This window comes from Streptomyces sp. NPDC101160 (assembly GCF_044768205.1).
In the GTDB taxonomy this organism is placed as follows: Bacteria; Actinomycetota; Actinomycetes; order Streptomycetales; family Streptomycetaceae; genus Streptomyces.
The window spans coordinates 82,035-101,086 of sequence record NZ_JBIWPJ010000007.1 but is presented as its reverse complement, the minus strand read 5'-3'; the positions used below and the strand labels follow the sequence as shown (position 1 = coordinate 101,086).

Sequence of the window (19,052 nt, the reverse complement as noted above, 5' to 3'; positions counted from 1 at the left end):
GGCACGACAGAGGCGGAGGTGCGGTCCGACCGCACCTCCGCCTCCGACCCCCGAGAGTCCTGGTCCTACCGGCCTAGCAGAAGCCGAGGCGTCCCCAGCGCGAGCTCCACTGGGTCTGGCTGTTCTGCCGCTCGTTCACGAGGTAGGCCCGGTTGCCGACAGGGCAGTTCGTGGCGGGGCTCGGGTCGATCGCGACCGCCGAGTAGTCGCCCCAGCGCCCGACGGGGTCCGCATCCGGGTTGTAGAAGGTGCTCGCCGTGGGCCCGAAGGTCGAGCCACCGGCGAAGCTGACCGGGTCGGTCGCCAGACGGCCGCTGCCCTTCACCCTGACCTGGTGCGGTGTCGTGTTCATACCGCCGATGTCGGTGGCCGACCAGGTGACGAAGAACTGCCCGATGGGATTGGCATTGGTGCCGTTCACGGTGGAACCGACGATCGACGGGTTGAAGTCGTCCGAGGTGGCCGTCTCGTAGAAGATTCCGCCGGCGGTCAGGGCACTCGTGCCGGTGTTGATCTGGTACCACGTCGGCGTCGACTGCACGGAACCGGTGGAGTGGACGTTGAGGAGCTGGTTGCCGATCTGCGTGCTGTTGTTCTGGAAGCGCGCGTCCAGCGCGTCGAGCGTCTGGTCCGTGCCCGGCTGCGAGGCGGGTGCCGGGGCGCTGAACGCGCTCACCGTCACATCGGGCGCGGTCACGATGGTCGCGGCGCTGCGGCCGAGATTGCTGCCCTTGAACAGCTTCAGGTGCGTGTTGTCAGCGGGGCTCGCCGCCACGAAGAAGGAGTTCGTGTTGTTGTCCTCCACGATCGGAGGCGCGACGGTGCCGGGCGTGCCGAGGTCGAACGCCGGGGCGTCGAAGTCCAGCCCGTTGTAGAGCTGTGCCTTGCCGATGCCGAACGCGACCGAACCGAGGTACGCGTCCTCGTCGCTGAAGATGTTGGCGGTGGTGAGGACGGCGTCCTGGTCGAGACCGAGCTGCGGATAGTCGAAGAAGCCGCCGAGACCCGACACGTTGATCTGGGTGATGACGTACGAGCCCTTGGGGTCGGACGTCTTCGACACGGCGACGAAGTAGTACTGGGCGCCGCCGGCCTCCGGGAAGGCCTCCGCGGTGACGACCCAGCGGTTCCACGTCTTGTCGTAGGCGACGCGCGGGTCGAAGATCGTCTGGTCGGTGTAGTTGAAGAAGCTGGCGAAGGACGTCTGCTTCTGCAGGGTGCCGGTGGTCTTGGTGAAGACGCTGACGCCTTCGCCGTTGGTGACCTCCACGAAGTTGACCTTGCCGACGGCTCCGTGGGTGTCCGGCGGGTAGAGGCCGGTGTTCTGGGTCGCGCCCTCGTAGCTGAACGACTTTCCGGGCGGAGCCAGCAGGGGTGCCTGCCCCTTCCGGTTCCCGATGCGCGGACGCTTCGCCCCCGGCGCCTGCCGGGCCGCCGCGTCCAGCTCTCGCTTGGTCGCGGTGAGGCGGGGCGGCGGCACTGGTCGCGGGTGCTTCGCCTGTGCCTTGCCGGAAGGAGTGACCTCCTTGGGATGTCCGGTCAGCCGCGCCTTCACCGGCGCCGCTGCGGCGACCTCGGCGGCTGCATCGCGGCCGTCTCCCGGCTGCGAACTCGTCGCGGTCTGGGCCATGCCGACGCCCATCGCGAGCGCGGCCACGGCGGCCAGCATGGTGCGGCGCACCCTGCGTGTGGTTGCCAATGTGTTTCCTTCTCTCCCGGAGCCCGGACGACGTGGCCGCGGGTCGGCGGCCACGTCGCATCGTGAGTGGCAGGGAGAGGGGCAAGAACGCAGGTCACGGCTGTTTCGTCGCGTTTCATCCATTCGCTGGCCGTCATGTCACTGCAACGGACGGACAGACGGGCGGAAGGACGGAAGGCGGAAGGACGGAGACCTGCCGGCTGTCGGTCCTCAGGCCGCCATGACGCAGAACAGGTGGCCCTCCGGGTCGGCCAGCACCGTCCAGCCGTCCCCGCCGGGCTGGAAGTCGGGCTTGGTCGCGCCCTCGGCGAGCAGCTCCTTCACCGCGATCTCCCGGTCGGCGACCTTGAAGTCGAGGTGGGCGTGCTTGGCGGCGTCGGGCCAGGCCGGGCCCTGGTAGCCGTCGACCCGCTGGAAGGCGAGCTGGACCGGGCCCTGGCCGACGGAGGCCCAGGAGTCGTCGGCCGAGTTGATCTCCCAGCCGGTGACCTTGGCGTAGAACTCGGCGAGCGCCCGGGGGTCGGCACAGTCGATGACGATCGAACTGAGCTGTGCGTTGACGGCCATGGATGGTTCCCTTCGTGTCTTCACGTGGCCTCAAGGATCCGGCGTGGCGGCGGTGAACGTCTTGAAGATCCTTGCGGGTTACGAGGTTTCCCGGTCGATCTTTCGTCCCCCGCCTGTCACACCCGGCGCGTAGGGTCCGGAGCATGCTGTCCGCCTCGCCCCTCGCCCGCCGGCCCGAGTTCACCGTGTCCGTGGTGGGGTGCCGCTCCGACCACACCCGGTGGTCGGAGCCGGAGACCCATGACAGCCACCGGCTCGTGCTGGTACGGAGCGGCCGCTTCCGGCGCTGGGCGAACGGCACCGACGCCGATCTCGACCCGACCATGGCCTACCTGGGCGCGCCCGGCGAGGAGGAGCGCTTCGCACATCCGGCGGGCGGCGACGTCTGTACGTCGGTCAGCTTCAAGCCCTCCCTCCTCGAACGCACGCCCGCCGCGACGACGGTGTACGTGGACGCGCGCGTCGACCTCGCGCACCGCCGCCTGGTCGCGGCGGCGGGCGCGGGTGACGTCGAGTACGCGGTGACGGAGGAGTTGCTGCGCCTGGTCGCGGCGGCGGCCGGCGAGCCGGCCGGCGCGCAGGGCGTACGGACGCGGGCGGCGGCCGACCGGGCGCTGGCCGCCGCGGCGCGCGAGGCGATCATCGAGGAGGCGCCGGGCGCCGAGGAACTCGTCGGCCTCGCCCGGCTGTTGAAGGTGTCGCCGTACCGCCTGAGCCGGGTGTTCTCCCGGCAGATGGGCGTCTCGCTGACGCGCTACCGCAACCGCGTCCGCGTCACCCGGGCCATGGACGCGATCGCCGAGGGCGCGCCCAGCCTGGCCGAACTGGCGACCCGGCTCGGCTTCTCCGACCAGGCGCACCTGACCCGTACGGTCCGCGAACACGTGGGCCACACCCCGACGGCCCTGCGCCGCCTGATGGACCCCGCCCGCGCGAGCTGAAGGCCGCCCATCCCGGCCGCCCGGGCGCCGAGACCTCGTACCCGCTCCCCCGCTCGCACCCGCGCCCGCACCCGCACTCGCACTCGCACTCGCACTCGCGACCGTCCGCTGAGCGGACACGCCTGACCGGTTTCCATCTTGACGGAATATCAGACTCCCGCTGAACATTCGTCTCGCACGGCTTCACACGCACGGCATCACCACCCGCACAGCTCCAACGCCTCGCGCCACCCACGACGCGAGGCGCTCGTACGTTCCGTCCCATCCCCAGTTCGGAATCCGGAGCCCCCACATGAAACTCTCCGCGAGACTCTCCGCCCTGGCCGGCGTCTCGGCCCTCGTCGTCGGCGCCCTGGCCGGCGCCGCGCCCGCCACCGCCGTCCCGTCCACCGCGTCCGGCGCCGCCGCCGTCACGCCGCCCGACATCTCCGTGGCCAACGTCAAGCAGCACCTGGCCGACCTCCAGACCATCGCCAACAACAACGGCGGCAACCGGGCCCACGGCCGTACCGGCTACAAGGCGTCCGTCGACTTCGTGAAGGCCAAGCTCGACGCGGCCGGATACACCACCACGCTCCAGCAGTTCACGTACAACGGCGCCACCGGCTACAACGTGATCGCCGACTGGCCGGGCGGCGACCCCAACCAGGTCGTCATGTCCGGCTCGCACCTCGACTCGGTGACCGCCGGGCCCGGCATCAACGACAACGGATCCGGCTCCGCGGCCATCCTGGAGACCGCGCTCGCCGTCTCCCGCGCCCAGCTCCAGCCGACGAAGCACATACGCTTCGCCTGGTGGGGCGCGGAGGAGCTGGGCATGGTCGGCTCCAAGTACTACGTGAACAACCTGGCGTCCACCGAGCGCGCGAAGATCAGCGACTATCTGAACTTCGACATGATCGGCTCGCCCAACCCGGGCTACTTCGTCTACGACGACGACCCGACCATCGAGCAGACCTTCAAGAACTACTTCACGGGCCTCGGCATCGTCACCGAGCCCGAGACCGAGGGCGACGGCCGCTCCGACCACGCGCCCTTCAAGAACGCGGGCGTCCCGGTCGGCGGGCTGTTCTCCGGCGCCGACTACATCAAGACCGCCACCCAGGCGCAGAACTGGGGCGGCACCTCGGGCCAGGCGTTCGACCGCTGCTACCACGCCTCGTGCGACACCTCGGCGAACATCAACGACACCGCCCTGGACCGCAACTCGGACGCCATCGCGTACGCCGTCTGGAACCTGGCCGCCGGCACGACGACCCCGCCCACCGGCACGGTCTTCCAGAACACGACCCCGGTCGCCATCCCGGACAACGGCCCGGCCGTGACGTCGTCGGTGACCGTCTCCGGCATCACGGGCAACGCGCCCAGCACCCTCCAGGTCGGCGTGGACATCACCCACACCTGGCGCGGTGACCTGGTCGTCGACCTCATCGGCCCGAGCGGCACGGTCTACAACCTGAAGCCGTACTCGTCCTCCGACTCGGCCGACAACGTCAAGACGACCTACACGGTCAACGCGTCCGCCGAGGTCGCCAACGGCGTCTGGAAGCTGCGCGTCCAGGACAAGGCGACGTACGACACGGGCACGCTCAACAGCTTCAAGCTGACGTTCCCGTAAGGCGGTTCGGCACAAAAAACTCCTGGGTGGGCCGGTGACCACTGCCCCCGACCCACCCAGGCACCAACTCCGCTGCTACTTGGCGGAGTTCGCGACCTCCACGAGCTTCTGCGGCGTCACCGCGCCGACGTAGACCTTGCCGTCCTCCGTCATCAGCACGTTGACGATCTTCGTCTTGAAGACCGTGCCCGAGCCGAACTTGCCGCTCACCTTGTCGCCGAACGAGTCCAGGAAGCCCTGGACCTCCTTGGGCGCGTCCCCGGTCTTCGGCGCCGGGGCGCCGGTGTCCAGCCTGGCCACCGTCGTCCAGCCCTCACCGATGACGTTCAGGCCGCCTTCCTTGCCGGCCTTGCCGGCCCCACCCAGGCCGCCGTCCTTCATCAGGTCACCGAGCGGGCCCCCGAAGCCCTTCGGGGCCTTGTCCTCGAAGCCCTTGCCGCCGTCGAAGTCCTTGCCGCCGCCGAAGGCCTTGTCGCCCTCCGTCACCTTCGCGCCCTTCGGCGCCTTGAAGTCGAACGTCGAGGCCGCCGGCTTGCCGAAGTCGACCTTGGTGAAGCCCGCGTCGACGACCGGCTTGCCGCCGCTCACCGAGGCGAGGGTGAACTTCAGCGGGGTGCCGGTGGCCGCGTCGACCGCGATCTTGACCGACTCGACCGTCGAGCCCGACTGCTTCGGCTTGATGACGAGCTGGTACGCGTCCCGGCCGGCCACCTTCGCGGTGCCGCCGACGGTGATGGAGGTCGTGTCGCCCGCCGCCTTCAGGACCTCGTCCGCGAGGGCCTTCGGGGTGGCCGGCAGCTTCTCGTGCGGAGCCTCGTCCCGGGAGCCGCTGGGGCCCTTGGGACCCGTGGCGTCCTTCTGGTGGACGACCTCGTTCGCCTTGCTGTCGTACGCCCAGACGTCGGCCCCGTTGTGGATCAGGCTGTACTCGTCCGAGCCGTCGAGCACGGTCAGCTTCTGCCGGTCCGGCCCGTCCGCCGCGACCCGCAGCGTGTGCGAGCCCGAGGCCAGCTCGGCCAGCTTCGCCGACGGGTCGGAGGCGCCGGAAGAGGACGGCGCGGCCGACGGCAGCAGGCCCGCGAAGGACGGCAGACCGAGGTCCGTGTCGATCTTGAAGGTGCCGGACAGCGTCTGCGTGTCCGACGAGGCGATCTTCTCGATGAGCTGCTGAGCCGTGATCTTCGGCAGGTCCGGGTCGCCCGACGCCGCGAGCGCCGGTACGAGGCCGATGGTCGCCGCGGCCACTCCGGCCACCGCGACCGGGACGATGTAACGGCCGGCCTTCTTCGTTGCCATGATCTGCGCTACCTCCCTGGTCGATGTCTCCATCTCACCAGGACGGGCGAACGAAGTCGTCAGCCCCCGGGATCAACCTCGCGTACCTCTCCGGGATGACCCACCCCTAGGGTTCGTACCCCGAACGGCGGCTCCCTCAACGACGAAAGGCGCTGGGCCGACCCGCTGGGCCGACCCGCTGGACCGAGCCGCTGGACCGAGCCGCTAGCCGGCCCGGTGCACCACCGCGTCGCACAGCTCCTCAAGCGCCGCCTTCGCGTACCCGTCGGGCAGCGGCGCCAGCATCGCGCGCGCCTCCTCCGCGTAGCGCACGGTCTCCCGGCGGGCCTGCTCCAGGGCCGGGTGGACGCGCAGCCGGCGCAGCGCCTCGGCGTGCCGCTCGTCGTCGGTGAGGTCGCCGTCGATGAGCGCGAGCAGCTCCAGGTCCTCCGGGCGGCCGTGCGCGGCCGCGGCGGCGCGCAGGTAGAGCACCGGCAGGGTGGGGACGCCCTCACGGAGGTCGGTGCCGGGGGTCTTGCCGGACTCGTGGGAGTCGGAGGCGATGTCGAGGACGTCGTCGGCGAGCTGGAAGGCGACGCCGAGCCGCTCCCCGTACTGGGTGAGGATCCGGACGACGCTCTCGTCGGCGCCGGACATCATCGCGCCGAAGCGGCAGGACACGGCGACGAGGGAGCCGGTCTTGCCGCCGAGGACGTCGAGGTAGTGGTCGACGGCGTCACGGCCCTCCTGCGGGCCGGCCGTCTCCAGGATCTGGCCGGTGACGAGCCGCTCGAACGCCTCGGACTGGATGCGCACGGCCTCGGGGCCGAGGTCCGCGAGGGTGTGCGAGGCGCGGGCGAAGAGGAAGTCACCCGTGAGGACGGCGAGCGAGTTGCCCCAGCGGCTGTTCGCGCTGTCCACCCCGCGCCGCACGGCCGCCTCGTCCATGACGTCGTCGTGGTAGAGCGTGGCGAGGTGGGTGAGCTCGACGACCACGGCCGCGGGCACGACGCCCGGCGCGTAGGGATCGCCGAACTGGGCCGTGAGCATCACGAGCAGCGGCCGGAACCGCTTGCCGCCGGCGTGCACCAGGTGCTGCGCGGCCTCGGTGATGAACGGCACGTCACTCTTGGTGGCGTCGAGGAGGCCGGCCTCCACGGCCGCCAACCCCGTCTGGACATCGGCTTCCAGAGCCTGGTCCCGCACGCTGAGACCGAACGGCCCGACGACGGTCACGAGGGGATCTCCTGTCTGCTGAAGCCTGCCATTCACTCACGCCAGCGTATCCGGTCACGTTTCGATCACCGTGGGCGCCTTCCCGTCACCCCCGGTATGTTCTTGATCAGACGATATGACCAGGTGTAGCTCTTTTGTTCCATTGAGGTGACTCGATGACGAAGATCCGTACGAGGATCCGCACCGACTTCCCGTACGAGACCCGCCAGGTGGACGTCCTCATCCCCATGCCGGACGGGAAGGAGCTCTACGCCCGGGTCTGGCGGCCGCTCACCGACGAACCCGTACCGGCCCTGCTCGAATACCTGCCGTACCGCCTCACCGACGGGACCGCACCCCGCGACCGGCAGCGCCATCCGTGGTACGCGGGCCACGGCTATGCCTCCGTACGGGTCGACATCCGCGGCCACGGCAACAGCGACGGTCTGCCGGGCGACGCGCACGACGCCACCGAGCTGGCCGACGGGGTCGCCGTCGTGAACTGGCTGGCCGAGCAGGAGTGGTGCAGCGGCCGCGTCGGGATGTTCGGCCTCGGGTGGGGCGGCTACGACGCGCTGCGCATCGCGACGCTGGCACCCGCGGCCCTGAAGGCGGTCGTCACGGTCTGCGCGACCGACGACCGCTACGACGACGGCCCGCACTACCTGGGCGGCTCCGTCCTCGGCGCGGGCATGAACGCGTGGGCCGGAACCCTGCTCGCCTTCGCCGCCCGGCCGCCCGACCCGCAGTACGTGGGCGAGAAGTGGCGCGAGCAGTGGCTGGAGCGCCTGGAGGCGGTCCGGCCCTTCACGCACACCTGGCTGGCCCACCAGACCCGCGACGACTACTGGCGCCACGGCAGCGTCCGCGCGGGAGCGGACGGCGAGGGCGGGGCCGCGGACTACGCGTCGATCCGGGCCGCCGTGCTCGCCGTGGGCGGCCGGCACGACCCGTACCGCGACACCGTGCTCCGACTGGTCGAGCACCTGCCCCAGGACCGGGTGCGCGGCATCATCGGCCCCTGGCCGCACCAGTACCCGGACCGCGGGCTGCCGCCCGGCCCGGCGATCGGCTTCCTCCAGGAGACCCTGCGCTGGTGGGACCACCACCTCAAGAACACGGACAACGAGGTGATGGCCGAGCCGCTGCTGCGTTCCTGGATCAGCGACTCGCACCCGCCGGCCACGGTGTACGAGGAGCTGCCGGGCCGCTGGGTCGCCGACCCGGCCTGGCCCTCGCCGCACGTCACGCCCGTCACGTACGCCCTCCAGGGCGCGCCCGTCGTCGTGGCCTCGCCGCAGCAGACCGGCCTGGACGCGGGCCGTTTCGTCCCCTTCGGCGGCGACGCCGACCTGCCGCCGGACCAGCGCGCCGAGGACGCCCGCTCGGCCTGCTTCGACTTCCCCGTCCCGGAGTCCGGCGGTCCCGTCGAGATCCTGGGCCGCCCCTCCGTACGGCTCGCGCTGCGCACCACCGCGCCCACCGGCCAGGTCGTCGCCCGGCTCTGCGACGTCGCCCCGGACGGCTCGTCGACCCTCGTGACGCGCGGGGCGCTCAACCTCTCCGCCCGCTACGCCCGCGACCGGGCGGTGGAGGCGCCGATCGGCGAGTGGGAGCCGTACGTCTTCGAGCTGGCCGGCACCGGCCACGCCTTCGCGCCCGGCCACCGGGTCCGGCTCGCGGTCTCCTCCACGTACTGGCCCTGGATCTGGCCGCAGCCCGACGCGGCCGGCTTCACCCTCGACCCGGCGGGCTCCGCGCTCGCCCTGCCGGTCCGTACCCGCACCGAGGACGCCGTCGAGTTCGAGGAGCCGGAGCAGTCCGAGCCGCTCGGCGCCGGCTTCTCCCGCACCCTGGAGGAGCCGCGCCCCCCACGCCTGATCGTGCGTGACGTCGCCACCGGCGAATGGCGCCTGGAGGTGGACCCGCGGTACGGAGACGGCGGCGGCACCCTGGTCCACCCGGACGGTCTGGAGTACGGCGAGGAGGCCCTGGAGACGTACACGATCGACGAGTCGGGCCCGCTGTCCGCCCGCACCCGCTCGGACTGGTCGATCCGGCTGCACCGGCCCGAACTCGCCTGGGACGTACGGATCGAGACGCACTCGGAGATGACGTGCGACGCGGACGCGTTCGTCACGTCGGACGAGGTGATCTGCAAGGAGGGCGAGGAGATCGTCTTCCACCGGACGTGGGAGAAACGCATTCCGCGGACGGCGGGGTGAATTCCAATCGGAGAAAGGGAAAGGGCCCGCATACGCGGGCCCTTTCCTATTCTGCTGACGTGCTATCAGGCGTCGGCGCCGGCCTTGCGGCGCCGCACGACCACCATCGCACCCGCGCCGAGCACCACGGCCGCGGCGCCCGAGAGGGCGATCGGCAGGGTGGACGAGCCGGCACCGGTCTTGGCGAGCGTGCCGCCGGTGGTGCCGGAGGTGCCGTTCGCCACCGGGGTGTTGGACGAGCCGCCCTGCTGGGAGGTGTTGCCGTTGCCGCCGGTGGAGCCGTTGCCCTTGCCGGTGCTGGGCTTGTGCGGCTTGACGACGCTGAAGGGGACGTAGTTGGCCTCCTTGGCCTCGCCGCAGGAGTCGTTCTTGACGCGCAGGCCCAGGCCGAAGACCGCGCCGTCACCGGCGGGCGTCTTGGCGTCGTACGCAACCTTCAGCTTGAAGTCAAAGGACTTGTGGGCGGCAAGCGGAACGCCACTGTAGATACCGTCGAAGTCGACCTTCCGCCACTTCGGGCTGGCGGCGGAGGACCAGGTGAGCGTGAGGTGCGGGTCCCTCGGCATGCCATTGCCGTCCAGCACGACCGAGTCGTCGTCGTCGCGGAACGCCGAGACGGAGGCGGCGACCTCGTCGTACGCCTGGCTGCTCTTGTTGGTGACCCTGAAGGTGAACACGCCGCTGGAACCTGCGGTGATCGTCTTCGGGCCGGTGAGGGTGGTGACGAGGTTCTTGTCCTCGTCGCACTTGGCGGGCAGGTTGTCCTCGGCCTCGTCGAGCGCCTTCTGCGCGTCCTCGACGGCCTTCTTGGCCGCGTCCTTGGCCTTGTCGGTCTTGTAGATGTCCTTGGCGAGGGCGACGGCGGCGTCGTCGTACGCCTTCTTCGCGGCCGCGGCCGCGGTGGCCTTGGCGTCGGCGTCGGCCTTGGCGGCGTCGGCGGCGGTCTGGGCGTCGGCGACGTCCTGGGCGGCCTTGGTCTTCTGCTCGTCGGTGGCGTCGGCCGGCAGGTCGGTCTGGGCCTTCTTGGCGTCGGCGAGCTTCTGGTCGGCGGCGGCCTTGGCGGCGTCGGCGTCCTTGGACGCCTGCTTCGCGGCTGCCTCGGCAACCGCCAGCGGGTTGTCGGCCTTGTCGAAGTCGTCCATGGCCTTCTGGGCCTTGTTGTACTCGGCGACGGCCTTGTCGTAGGCGGCCTGGGCCGCGGCGAGCGCGATCTCCAGGTCCTTGATGGACTTCCCGGCCTGCTGCTCCGCGCCGGCGGCCGGCTTCGTGTCGGCGAACGCGGGCGCGGCGGAAAGGAACACGGCCGGGGTGGTCACAGCCGCGGCCACGGCGGTCGCGACAATACGGCGGATCTTCAAGGTGGACCTTTTCTGGTCGGACGAAGACGAAAAACAGAGACAGTTGTGGGGGCTCGCGCCTGCGGAATGCGCACGCGGCGCGATACAGCATCGATCGTATGACCGGAACAATCGGCCGGAATAGCGGTATTGACGTTCCCGTGATGGGCACGTGTCGACACAGCGACTTCACAGGCGCCACAAAGCCCGCGAATTCGGACAGTTGCCCACGGAGGCCGCACTTTCTGTGTGACACATGTCATCCGCGCCTCGGCCGGGGCCCCGTAACGTGTCCCCACACACACCGTGAAAGCGAGGCAAGCACCGATGCCCGAGCAGAGCCCGCAGAGCCCGCTCGACCTTGCCGAGGGCGACCCCTTCGGCCCGCACAACCTTCCGTACGGCGTCATCTCCACCGCCGACGAGCCCGACCGGCGGAGGCTCGGCGTCCGGATCGGCGGGCACGTGCTCGACGCCGGGGCCGCGGCGCACGCCCTCGGATCTCCGTACGCGACGCTGCTCGCGCAGCCGAGCCTCAACCCGCTGCTCGCGGCCGGCCGCACCGCCTGGCGCGACGTACGCCGGGCGCTCACCGGCTGGCTGACCGTGCCCGCGCACCGGCCGGTCGTCGAGCCGCTGCTCCACCCGCTGGACGCGGTCACGCTCCACCTGCCGTACGAGGTCGCCGACTACGTCGACTTCTACGCGAGCGAGCACCACGCCACCAACGTCGGCAAGATCTTCCGCCCCGACGGCGACGCGCTCACCCCCAACTGGAAGCACCTGCCGATCGGCTACCACGGCCGCGCCGGCACCGTCGTGGTCTCCGGCACCGACGTCGTGCGCCCGGCCGGCCAGCGCAAGACCCCGGCCGACCCGGCGCCGGTCTTCGGGCCGTCCGTCAAGCTGGACATCGAGGCCGAGGTCGGCTTCCTCGTGGGCACCCCGTCGGAGCTCGGCCGCCCGGTCGCCCTCGGCGACTTCCGCGAGCACGTCTTCGGTCTGACGCTGCTCAACGACTGGTCGGCGCGGGACATCCAGGCGTGGGAGTACGTGCCGCTCGGCCCGTTCCTCGGCAAGTCCTTCCAGACCTCCGTCTCCGCCTGGGTCACCCCGCTGGAGGCCCTGGACGCGGCCCGGATCGCCCCGCCGACCCGCGACTTCGACCTCCTGCCGTACCTGGACGACTCCGCCGAGGAGGAGCCCGGCGGCTTCGACCTGCGGATCACCGTCACCATCAACGGCGAGGTGGTGGCCGAGCCGCCGTTCTCCACCATGTACTGGACGGCCGCCCAGCAGCTCGCCCACATGACCGTCAACGGCGCCTCCCTGCGCACCGGCGACCTGTACGGCTCCGGCACGGTCTCCGGCCCCGAGGCGGCCCAGCGCGGCTCGCTCCTCGAACTGACCTGGAACGGCCGCGACCCGATCGAGCTCGCCACCGGCAAGCGCACGTTCCTCGAGGACGGCGACGAGGTCACCCTGACGGCCTGGGCCCCGGGCCCGGACGGCACCCGTGTCGCCCTGGGCGAGGTCACGGGCCGCATCGCGCCGAACGCGTCGGCCTAGCCGCTCAGCTCTGCCGCGTCCGCCATGTGTGCCTCACCCGTGAGGCACACATGGCACAGGCAGTGATCCGGGTGCGGGCTGCGCGGCGCGACCTCGGCCCGGTACCGGCGCGCATACCGCTCCAGCGTCTCGGCGACCTCGCCCGCCGCGTCCGCCGAGTCGAGCCGCTGGTAGTGGCTCTCGGCAAGCCGCTCCAGAACGCGCGGGCTGTGCACCCGCTTGGCCCGGAAGTTGTGGAGATGCCGCGTCGCCAGGTTGACGGCGATCCACCGGCTGGTGTGCCGCTCGCGCCCGAGCACGATGAGCCGGTCGCCGAAGGGCCCCCAGTGCACCTTGAGGACGTACACCTTCGCCCCGCCCCTGAACGCCTTCGTCCCGTTGCGCAGCTCCTGACCGCCCGGCCCGCACCGCCGCCAGGTCACCACGTTGGCGGCCACCAGCCAAACCGCCTCGGCCTCGGCCTCGCGCGCGGAGTCGTACGCGGACTCGGCCTCGCACTCGGTCGTCATCGGCACCCTCCCCTTCGGTCGCGCCAGCGTAGAGCCGGCGCGCGCGCCGGGCGAAGGGTTAAACGGCCCGGGTCATCGCCATCTCTTGCCGGAGACTTGGCCGGCGCTTTGACGCCCGCACCCGCGTGTCGAACTACCGTTCCGGCCATGTCCCTACGCCCCCCACGGCCCCCGCAGTCTCCCGGACTCCCCGTCCTCCCCTATCGCAAGCCCACCAAGGGCCGCGACTACTGGGTCATCGACGACGTCCTGCCCAACATCGACGACGTACGGGCCCGGTGCCTCGCGAAGGAGGACTGGGTCCAGGGCGCCCCGGTCAACCCCGAGCCCTGGCCCGGCCAGCGTGCCATGCCGGCCCTGGAGCCGGACGAACTCGCGCACGTGGAGCGGCTGGTACGGAAGGCCACCGGAGCCCCGCGGCTCTGGGCCCAGAACCCGGACGGCGCCGGCACCTTCAACCACAACTGCGTCCAGGCCGTCGGCAAGGACGAGTGCGAGAGCCGCCCGCACACCGACTCCCGCAGCCTGTGCCGCTACGCCGCCGTGCTCTACCTCAGCCCCGACACCCCCAAGGACTGCGGCACCAGCTTCTACCGCCAGGCCCTGCCGGGCGGCCGGCTCGGCGGCAACCAGGTGCTGGCCCCGCACAACAACCTGGTCGACGCCCTCGGCACCCGCTTCGTCCCCCCGGACTCCTTCACCGAGGACATCAGCGTCCCGCACCGTTACAACCGCCTGCTGCTCTACTCGGCGAACATCATCCACAGCGCGACGAACTACTGGGGCACCACCCTGGAGGACAAGCGGATGACGGCGGTCTTCTTCTGGATGGCCTGATCACGACAGGTACGGCGAAGGGCCCGGGCTCCCACGGGGGGAGGCCGGGCCCTTCGCCGTGTCAGGCGACCGCTACGGCTACCGCACGAACACTCCCGCCTGGCTCGCCAGGTCCAGGAAGTACTGCGGCGCCACACCGAGCACCAGCGTGACCACCACGCCCGCCGTGATCGCCACCGACGTGAACGCCGACGGCACCGCGACCGTCGGGCCGTCCGCCTTCGGCTCGCTGAAGAACATCAGCACGATCACCCGGATGTAGAAGAACGCGGCGACCGCCGAGGACAGCACACCGACCACGACCAGCACGCCCGCGCCGCCGTCCGCCGCCGCCTTGAAGACCGCGAACTTCCCGGAGAAGCCCGAGGTCAGCGGGATGCCGGCAAAGGCGAGCAGGAACACCGCGAAGACCGCCGCGACGAGCGGCGAACGGCGGCCGAGTCCGGCCCACTTGGAGAGGTGGGTGGCCTCGCCGCCCGCGTCCCGGACCAGCGTGACGACGGCGAAGGCGCCGATCGTCACGAAGGAGTAGGCCGCCAGGTAGAACAGCACGGACGAGACACCGCTCGGCGTCGCCGCGATGACACCGGCCAGGATGAAGCCGGCGTGGGCGATCGACGAGTAGGCGAGCAGCCGCTTGATGTCGGTCTGGGTGATGGCGACGATCGCACCGCCCAGCATGGTGACGATGGCGACGCCCCACATGACCGGCCGCCAGTCCCAGGTGAGCCCCGGCAGCACCACGTACAGCAGGCGCAGCATCGCGCCGAACGCGGCGACCTTCGTGGCCGCGGCCATGAAGCCGGTGACCGGGGTCGGGGCGCCCTGGTAGACGTCCGGGGTCCACATGTGGAACGGCACGGCGCCGACCTTGAACAGCAGGCCCATCATCACCATGGCGAAACCGATGAGCAGCAGCACGTCGTTGCCCATGGTGCCGGCGAGCGCCGGGTCAATCGCGGTGACGTCGCCGCTGACGACCTCGGCGATCGTGGCGTACGAGACGGAGCCCGCGTAGCCGTAGAGCAGCGCGATGCCGAAGAGCAGGAACGCCGAGGAGAAGGCGCCGAGCAGGAAGTACTTGACCGCGGCCTCCTGCGACATCAGCCGCTTGCGGCGGGCGACGGCGCACAGCAGGTAGAGCGGCAGCGAGAAGACCTCCAGGGCGATGAAGAGCGTCAGCAGGTCGTTGGCGGCCGGGAAGACCAGCATGCCGGAGACCGCGAACAGGACCAGCGGGAAGACCTCGGTGGTGGTGAAGCCGGCCTTGACGGCCGCCTGCTCCTGCTCGCTGCCGGGGACGGCGGCGGCCTCGGCGGCGAAGGAGTCGACCTTGTGGCCGTGCCGGGCCGGGTCGAGCCGGCGCTCGGCGAAGGTGAACACCGAGACGATCGCACCGAGCAGGATCACGCCCTGGAGGAACAGGGCGGGCCCGTCGACGGCGACGGCGCCCATGGCCGCGATGTGGGCCTTGGTGGAGCCGTAGCCGCCGGCGGCGAGGCCGACGACCGCCGCGAAGGCGGCGGCGAGGGCGAGGACGCTCAGGAACACCTGGGCGTAGTGGCGGCCCCTGCGCGGCACGAACGCCTCGACGAGGACACTGATGACGGCCGCGCCCAGCACGATGAGCACGGGCGAGAGCTGGGTGTACTCGATGTGGGGTGCCGGGATCTTGTCGATCGGCCCGGCCGCCGCCGTCGTCCACAGGCTGTGGACAGCCATGGAACTCACTTGGCCGCCTCCAGGTTTTGAATCGGCACAGTCGGCTGGGGGTCCTTCTGCTGGACATCGGACATGGTGTGCTGGACCGCCGGGTTGACGACGTCCGTCAGCGGCTTCGGGAAGACCCCGAGGAAGATCAGTACGGCGATCAGCGGCGCCACCACCGCCAGCTCGCGCGGCCGCAGGTCGGGCAGCTTCCGGACCTCCTCCTTCACCGGGCCCGTCATCGTCCGCTGGTAGAGGACGAGGACGTACAGCGCGGCGAGGACGATGCCGGTGGTCGCGACGATGCCGGCCACCGGGTAGCGCTCGAACGTGCCGACGAGGACCAGGAACTCGCTGACGAACGGGGCGAGTCCGGGCAGCGACAGGGTCGCGAGGCCGCCGATCAGGAAGGTGCCGGCGAGCACGGGGGCGACCTTCTGCACACCGCCGTAGTCGCCGATGAGCCGCGAGCCGCGCCGGGAGATCAGGAAGCCGGCGACCAGCATCAGCGCGGCCGTGGAGACGCCGTGGTTGACCATGTAGAGCGTGGCGCCGGACTGGCCCTGGCTGGTCATCGCGAAGATGCCCATGATGATGAAGCCGAAGTGCGAGATCGACGCGTAGGCCACCAGGCGCTTCATGTCCCGCTGGCCGACGGCGAGCAGCGCCCCGTACACGATGCTGACGAGGGCGAGGGCGACGATCGCGGGCGTGGCCCACTTCGACGCCTCCGGGAAGAGCCCGAGGCAGAAGCGGAGCATCGCGAAGGTGCCGACCTTGTCGACGACGGCGGTGATGAGGACGGCGACCGGGGCGGTGGCCTCCCCCATCGCGTTCGGCAGCCAGGTGTGCAGCGGCCACAGCGGCGCCTTCACCGCGAAGGCGAAGAAGAATCCGAGGAAGAGCAGCCGCTCGGTGCTGGTCGCCATGTCGAGCGAGCCACTGGCCCGCGCCGCCGTGATCTCCGTGAGGGAGAAGTTGCCGGCGACGACGTAGAGGCCGATGACCGCGGCCAGCATGATCAGGCCGCCGACCAGGTTGTAGAGCAGGAACTTGACCGCCGCGTACGAGCGCTGGGCCGCCGCGTTCTCCTCGGTGCCGCTGTGGGCACGGTCGCCGAAGCCGCCGATGAGGAAGTACATCGGGATCAGCATGGCTTCGAACAGGACGTAGAAGAGGAAGACGTCGGTGGCCTCGAAGGAGAGCACCACCATCGCCTCGACCATGAGGATCAGGCCGAAGAAGCCCTGGGTGGGCCGCCACCGCTTCGTCCCGGTCTCCAGCGGGTCGGCGTCGTGCCAGCCGGCCAGGATGACGAACGGGATGAGCAGCGCGGTGAGCGCGATCAGCGCCACCCCGATGCCGTCCACGCCCAGCTCGTAGCGGACCCCGAAGTCCTTGATCCAGGCGTGCGACTCGACGAGCTGGTAACGGTCGCCGCCGGGCTCGAACCGTACGAAGACCACGGCGGCGAGCACGAGCGTGACGAGCGAGACGAGCAGCGCGAGCCACTTGGCGGCGGTGCGGCGGGCGGCCGGCACGGCGGCGGTGAGCACGGCGCCCACCGCGGGCACCGCCGCCGTCACCGTAAGGAGCGGAAAGGACATGACAGTTACACCGCCCTCATCAGCAGGGTCGCGGCGATGATCACGGCCGCGCCTCCGAACATGGAGACCGCGTACGACCGTGCGTAGCCGTTCTGGATCTTGCGCAGCCGGCCGGAGAGGCCGCCGACCGAGGCCGCGGTGCCGTTGACCACGCCGTCCACGAGGCTGTGGTCGACGTAGACCAGGGAGCGGGTCAGGTGGGTGCCGCCGCGGACGAAGACGACGTGGTTGAAGTCGTCCTGGAGCAGGTCGCGGCGGGCGGCCCGGGTGAGCAGCGAGCCGCGCGGGGCGACCACCGGCACGGGGCGGCGCCCGTACTGGAGGTAGGCGAGGCCGACGCCGAGGACCATGACCGCGACGGTGGCCGTGGTGATGGCGGCCGCGCCGATCGGCGGGTGGCCGTGCTCGAAGCCGGTGACCGGCTCCAGCCACTTCACGAAGCGGTCGCCGATGCCGAAGAAGGCGCCCGCGAAGACCGACCCGAAGGCGAGCAGGATCATCGGGATCGTCATGGACTTCGGCGACTCGTGCGGGTGCGGCAGCTGTCCCGCGGCGTGCTCGGCGGCCGGCTCGGCGCTGGGCACCTGGTCGGCGTCCGGCGCGGGCTGCCAGCGCTTCTCCCCGAAGAAGGTCATGATCATCACGCGGGTCATGTAGTACGCGGTGATGGCCGCGCCGAGCAGGGTGGCCGAGCCGAGGATCCAGCCCTCCGTGCCGCCCTGGGCGAAGGCCGCCTCGATGATCTTGTCCTTGGAGAAGAAGCCGGACAGGCCCGGGAAGCCGATGATGGCGAGGTAGCCGAGGCCGAAGGTGACGAAGGTGACCGGCATGTACTTCCGCAGGCCGCCGTACTTGCGCATGTCGACCTCGTCGTTCATGCCGTGCATGACCGAGCCGGCGCCGAGGAACAGCCCGGCCTTGAAGAAGCCGTGGGTGACCAGGTGCATGATCGCGAAGGCGTAGCCGACCGGGCCGAGGCCGGCCGCGAGGATCATGTAGCCGATCTGCGACATCGTCGAGCCGGCCAGCGCCTTCTTGATGTCGTCCTTCGCGCAACCGACGATCGCACCGAAGAGGAGCGTGACGGCGCCGACGATCGTGACGGCGAGCCGGGCGTCCGGGGCCGCGTTGAAGATGTCGGCGGAGCGGACGATCAGATAGACGCCGGCGGTCACCATGGTCGCGGCGTGGATGAGGGCCGAGACCGGGGTCGGGCCCTCCATCGCGTCCCCGAGCCAGGACTGCAGCGGCACCTGGGCCGACTTGCCGCAGGCCGCGAGGAGCAGCATCAGCCCGATCGCGGTCAGCTTGCCCTCGCTCGCGTCACCGGCCGCGTCCAGGACCGGCCCGAAGGCGAAGGTCCCGAAGGTGGTGAACATCAGCATGACCGCGATCGACAGGCCCATGTCGCCGACCCGGTTGACGATGAACGCCTTCTTGGCGGCGGTGGCCGCGGTGGGTTTGTGCTGCCAGAAGCCGATCAGGAGGTACGAGGCGAGGCCGACGCCCTCCCAGCCGAAGTACAGCAGCAGGTAGTTGTCGGCGAGGACGAGCAGCAGCATCGCCGCGACGAACAGGTTGAGGTAGCCGAAGAAGCGGCGCCGCCGCTCGTCGTGCTCCATGTACCCGATCGAGTAGACGTGGATCAGCGTGCCGACGCCTGTGATGAGCAGGACGAAGGTCATCGACAGCTGGTCGAGCTGGAAGGCCATCTCCGCCTGGAAGCCCTCGACCGGGATCCAGGTGAACAGGTGCTGGTGCAGGGCCCGGTCGTCGGCGCTCCTGGAGAGCATGTCGGCGAACAGGACCAGGCCGATCACGAACGACGTGCCGGCGAGCAGGGTGCCGAGCCAGTGCCCGGCCTTGTCGAGCCGCCGCCCGCCGCACAGCAGGACGGCCGCTCCGAGCAGGGGCGCCGCGATCAGCAGCGCGATGAGGTTGTCCAC

Annotated in this window: 14 protein-coding genes; 5 read left to right on the top strand and 9 right to left on the bottom strand. The window is 70.7% G+C overall.

From position 1 onward, the window contains the following. Nucleotides 1-73: 73 nt before the first annotated feature. Both ACIRSU_RS23050 and ACIRSU_RS23045 read right to left on the bottom strand, forming a co-directional pair. Nucleotides 74-1,699, bottom strand: a complete 1,626-nt coding sequence (locus ACIRSU_RS23050) for a hypothetical protein (protein WP_403795220.1) — start codon at nucleotides 1,697-1,699, stop codon at nucleotides 74-76. Between the two features lie 210 nt (nucleotides 1,700-1,909). Further along, nucleotides 1,910-2,266, bottom strand: a complete 357-nt coding sequence (locus ACIRSU_RS23045; protein ID WP_403795217.1) for a VOC family protein — start codon at nucleotides 2,264-2,266, stop codon at nucleotides 1,910-1,912. A 143-nt stretch (nucleotides 2,267-2,409) separates the two neighbouring features. Between ACIRSU_RS23045 and ACIRSU_RS23040 the strand changes: the two genes are divergently transcribed. Next, the gene (locus ACIRSU_RS23040) at nucleotides 2,410-3,207 is read left to right on the top strand and encodes a helix-turn-helix transcriptional regulator (protein ID WP_403795214.1); all 798 of its coding nucleotides are present in this window, start codon (nucleotides 2,410-2,412) and stop codon (nucleotides 3,205-3,207) included. Nucleotides 3,208-3,499: 292 nt separating this feature from the next. Beyond that, nucleotides 3,500-4,825, top strand: a complete 1,326-nt coding sequence (locus tag ACIRSU_RS23035; RefSeq protein WP_403795212.1) for a M28 family metallopeptidase — start codon at nucleotides 3,500-3,502, stop codon at nucleotides 4,823-4,825. 75 nt (nucleotides 4,826-4,900) lie between these two features. Here ACIRSU_RS23035 and ACIRSU_RS23030 read toward each other — a convergent pair whose 3' ends face one another. Both ACIRSU_RS23030 and ACIRSU_RS23025 read right to left on the bottom strand, forming a co-directional pair. After that, the gene (locus ACIRSU_RS23030) at nucleotides 4,901-6,121 is read right to left on the bottom strand and encodes an outer membrane lipoprotein carrier protein LolA (protein WP_403795209.1); all 1,221 of its coding nucleotides are present in this window, start codon (nucleotides 6,119-6,121) and stop codon (nucleotides 4,901-4,903) included. A gap of 204 nt (nucleotides 6,122-6,325) precedes the next feature. Beyond that, nucleotides 6,326-7,336, bottom strand: a complete 1,011-nt coding sequence (locus ACIRSU_RS23025) for a polyprenyl synthetase family protein (RefSeq protein ID WP_403795206.1) — start codon at nucleotides 7,334-7,336, stop codon at nucleotides 6,326-6,328. 155 nt (nucleotides 7,337-7,491) lie between these two features. Between ACIRSU_RS23025 and ACIRSU_RS23020 the strand changes: the two genes are divergently transcribed. Then, nucleotides 7,492-9,540 carry a CocE/NonD family hydrolase gene (locus tag ACIRSU_RS23020; RefSeq protein ID WP_403795203.1) on the top strand — a complete coding sequence of 683 codons (2,049 nt, stop codon included), beginning with the start codon at nucleotides 7,492-7,494 and terminating at the stop codon, nucleotides 9,538-9,540. A gap of 65 nt (nucleotides 9,541-9,605) precedes the next feature. Here the strand turns inward: ACIRSU_RS23020 and ACIRSU_RS23015 are convergent, their stop codons facing one another. Then, entirely contained in the window at nucleotides 9,606-10,868 is a 1,263-nt protein-coding gene (locus ACIRSU_RS23015; protein WP_403795200.1) for an LPXTG cell wall anchor domain-containing protein, read from the bottom strand. A gap of 336 nt (nucleotides 10,869-11,204) precedes the next feature. Here ACIRSU_RS23015 and fahA point away from each other — a divergent pair, with 336 nt between their 5' ends. Continuing rightward, nucleotides 11,205-12,446 carry a fumarylacetoacetase gene (gene fahA / locus ACIRSU_RS23010; protein WP_403795197.1) on the top strand — a complete coding sequence of 414 codons (1,242 nt, stop codon included), beginning with the start codon at nucleotides 11,205-11,207 and terminating at the stop codon, nucleotides 12,444-12,446. On the opposite strand, the gene ACIRSU_RS23005 is transcribed toward fahA, so the two are convergent. Beyond that, the gene (locus ACIRSU_RS23005; RefSeq protein WP_403795195.1) at nucleotides 12,443-12,955 is read right to left on the bottom strand and encodes a hypothetical protein; all 513 of its coding nucleotides are present in this window, start codon (nucleotides 12,953-12,955) and stop codon (nucleotides 12,443-12,445) included. The genes fahA and ACIRSU_RS23005 overlap by 4 nt on opposite strands. A 147-nt stretch (nucleotides 12,956-13,102) precedes the next feature. Here ACIRSU_RS23005 and ACIRSU_RS23000 point away from each other — a divergent pair, with 147 nt between their 5' ends. Next, nucleotides 13,103-13,792: a DUF6445 family protein gene (locus ACIRSU_RS23000; RefSeq protein ID WP_403795193.1), complete on the top strand. Its 690-nt coding sequence runs from the start codon at nucleotides 13,103-13,105 to the stop codon at nucleotides 13,790-13,792. 78 nt (nucleotides 13,793-13,870) lie between these two features. On the opposite strand, the gene nuoN is transcribed toward ACIRSU_RS23000, so the two are convergent. Genes nuoN through nuoL form a run of 3 tightly spaced genes read right to left on the bottom strand, consistent with a single transcriptional unit; the run spans nucleotide 13,871 to nucleotide 19,052 of the window. Continuing rightward, entirely contained in the window at nucleotides 13,871-15,523 is a 1,653-nt protein-coding gene (nuoN, locus tag ACIRSU_RS22995; RefSeq protein WP_403795190.1) for an NADH-quinone oxidoreductase subunit NuoN, read from the bottom strand. Beyond that, nucleotides 15,520-17,106 (bottom strand): NADH-quinone oxidoreductase subunit M, encoded by a 1,587-nt coding sequence (locus ACIRSU_RS22990; RefSeq protein WP_403795187.1) that lies wholly within the window; start codon nucleotides 17,104-17,106, stop codon nucleotides 15,520-15,522. Before ACIRSU_RS22990 ends, nuoN begins: the two co-directional genes overlap by 4 nt. Nucleotides 17,107-17,111: 5 nt before the next feature. Continuing rightward, nucleotides 17,112-19,052 (bottom strand): NADH-quinone oxidoreductase subunit L, encoded by a 1,941-nt coding sequence (gene nuoL / locus ACIRSU_RS22985; protein ID WP_403795184.1) that lies wholly within the window; start codon nucleotides 19,050-19,052, stop codon nucleotides 17,112-17,114.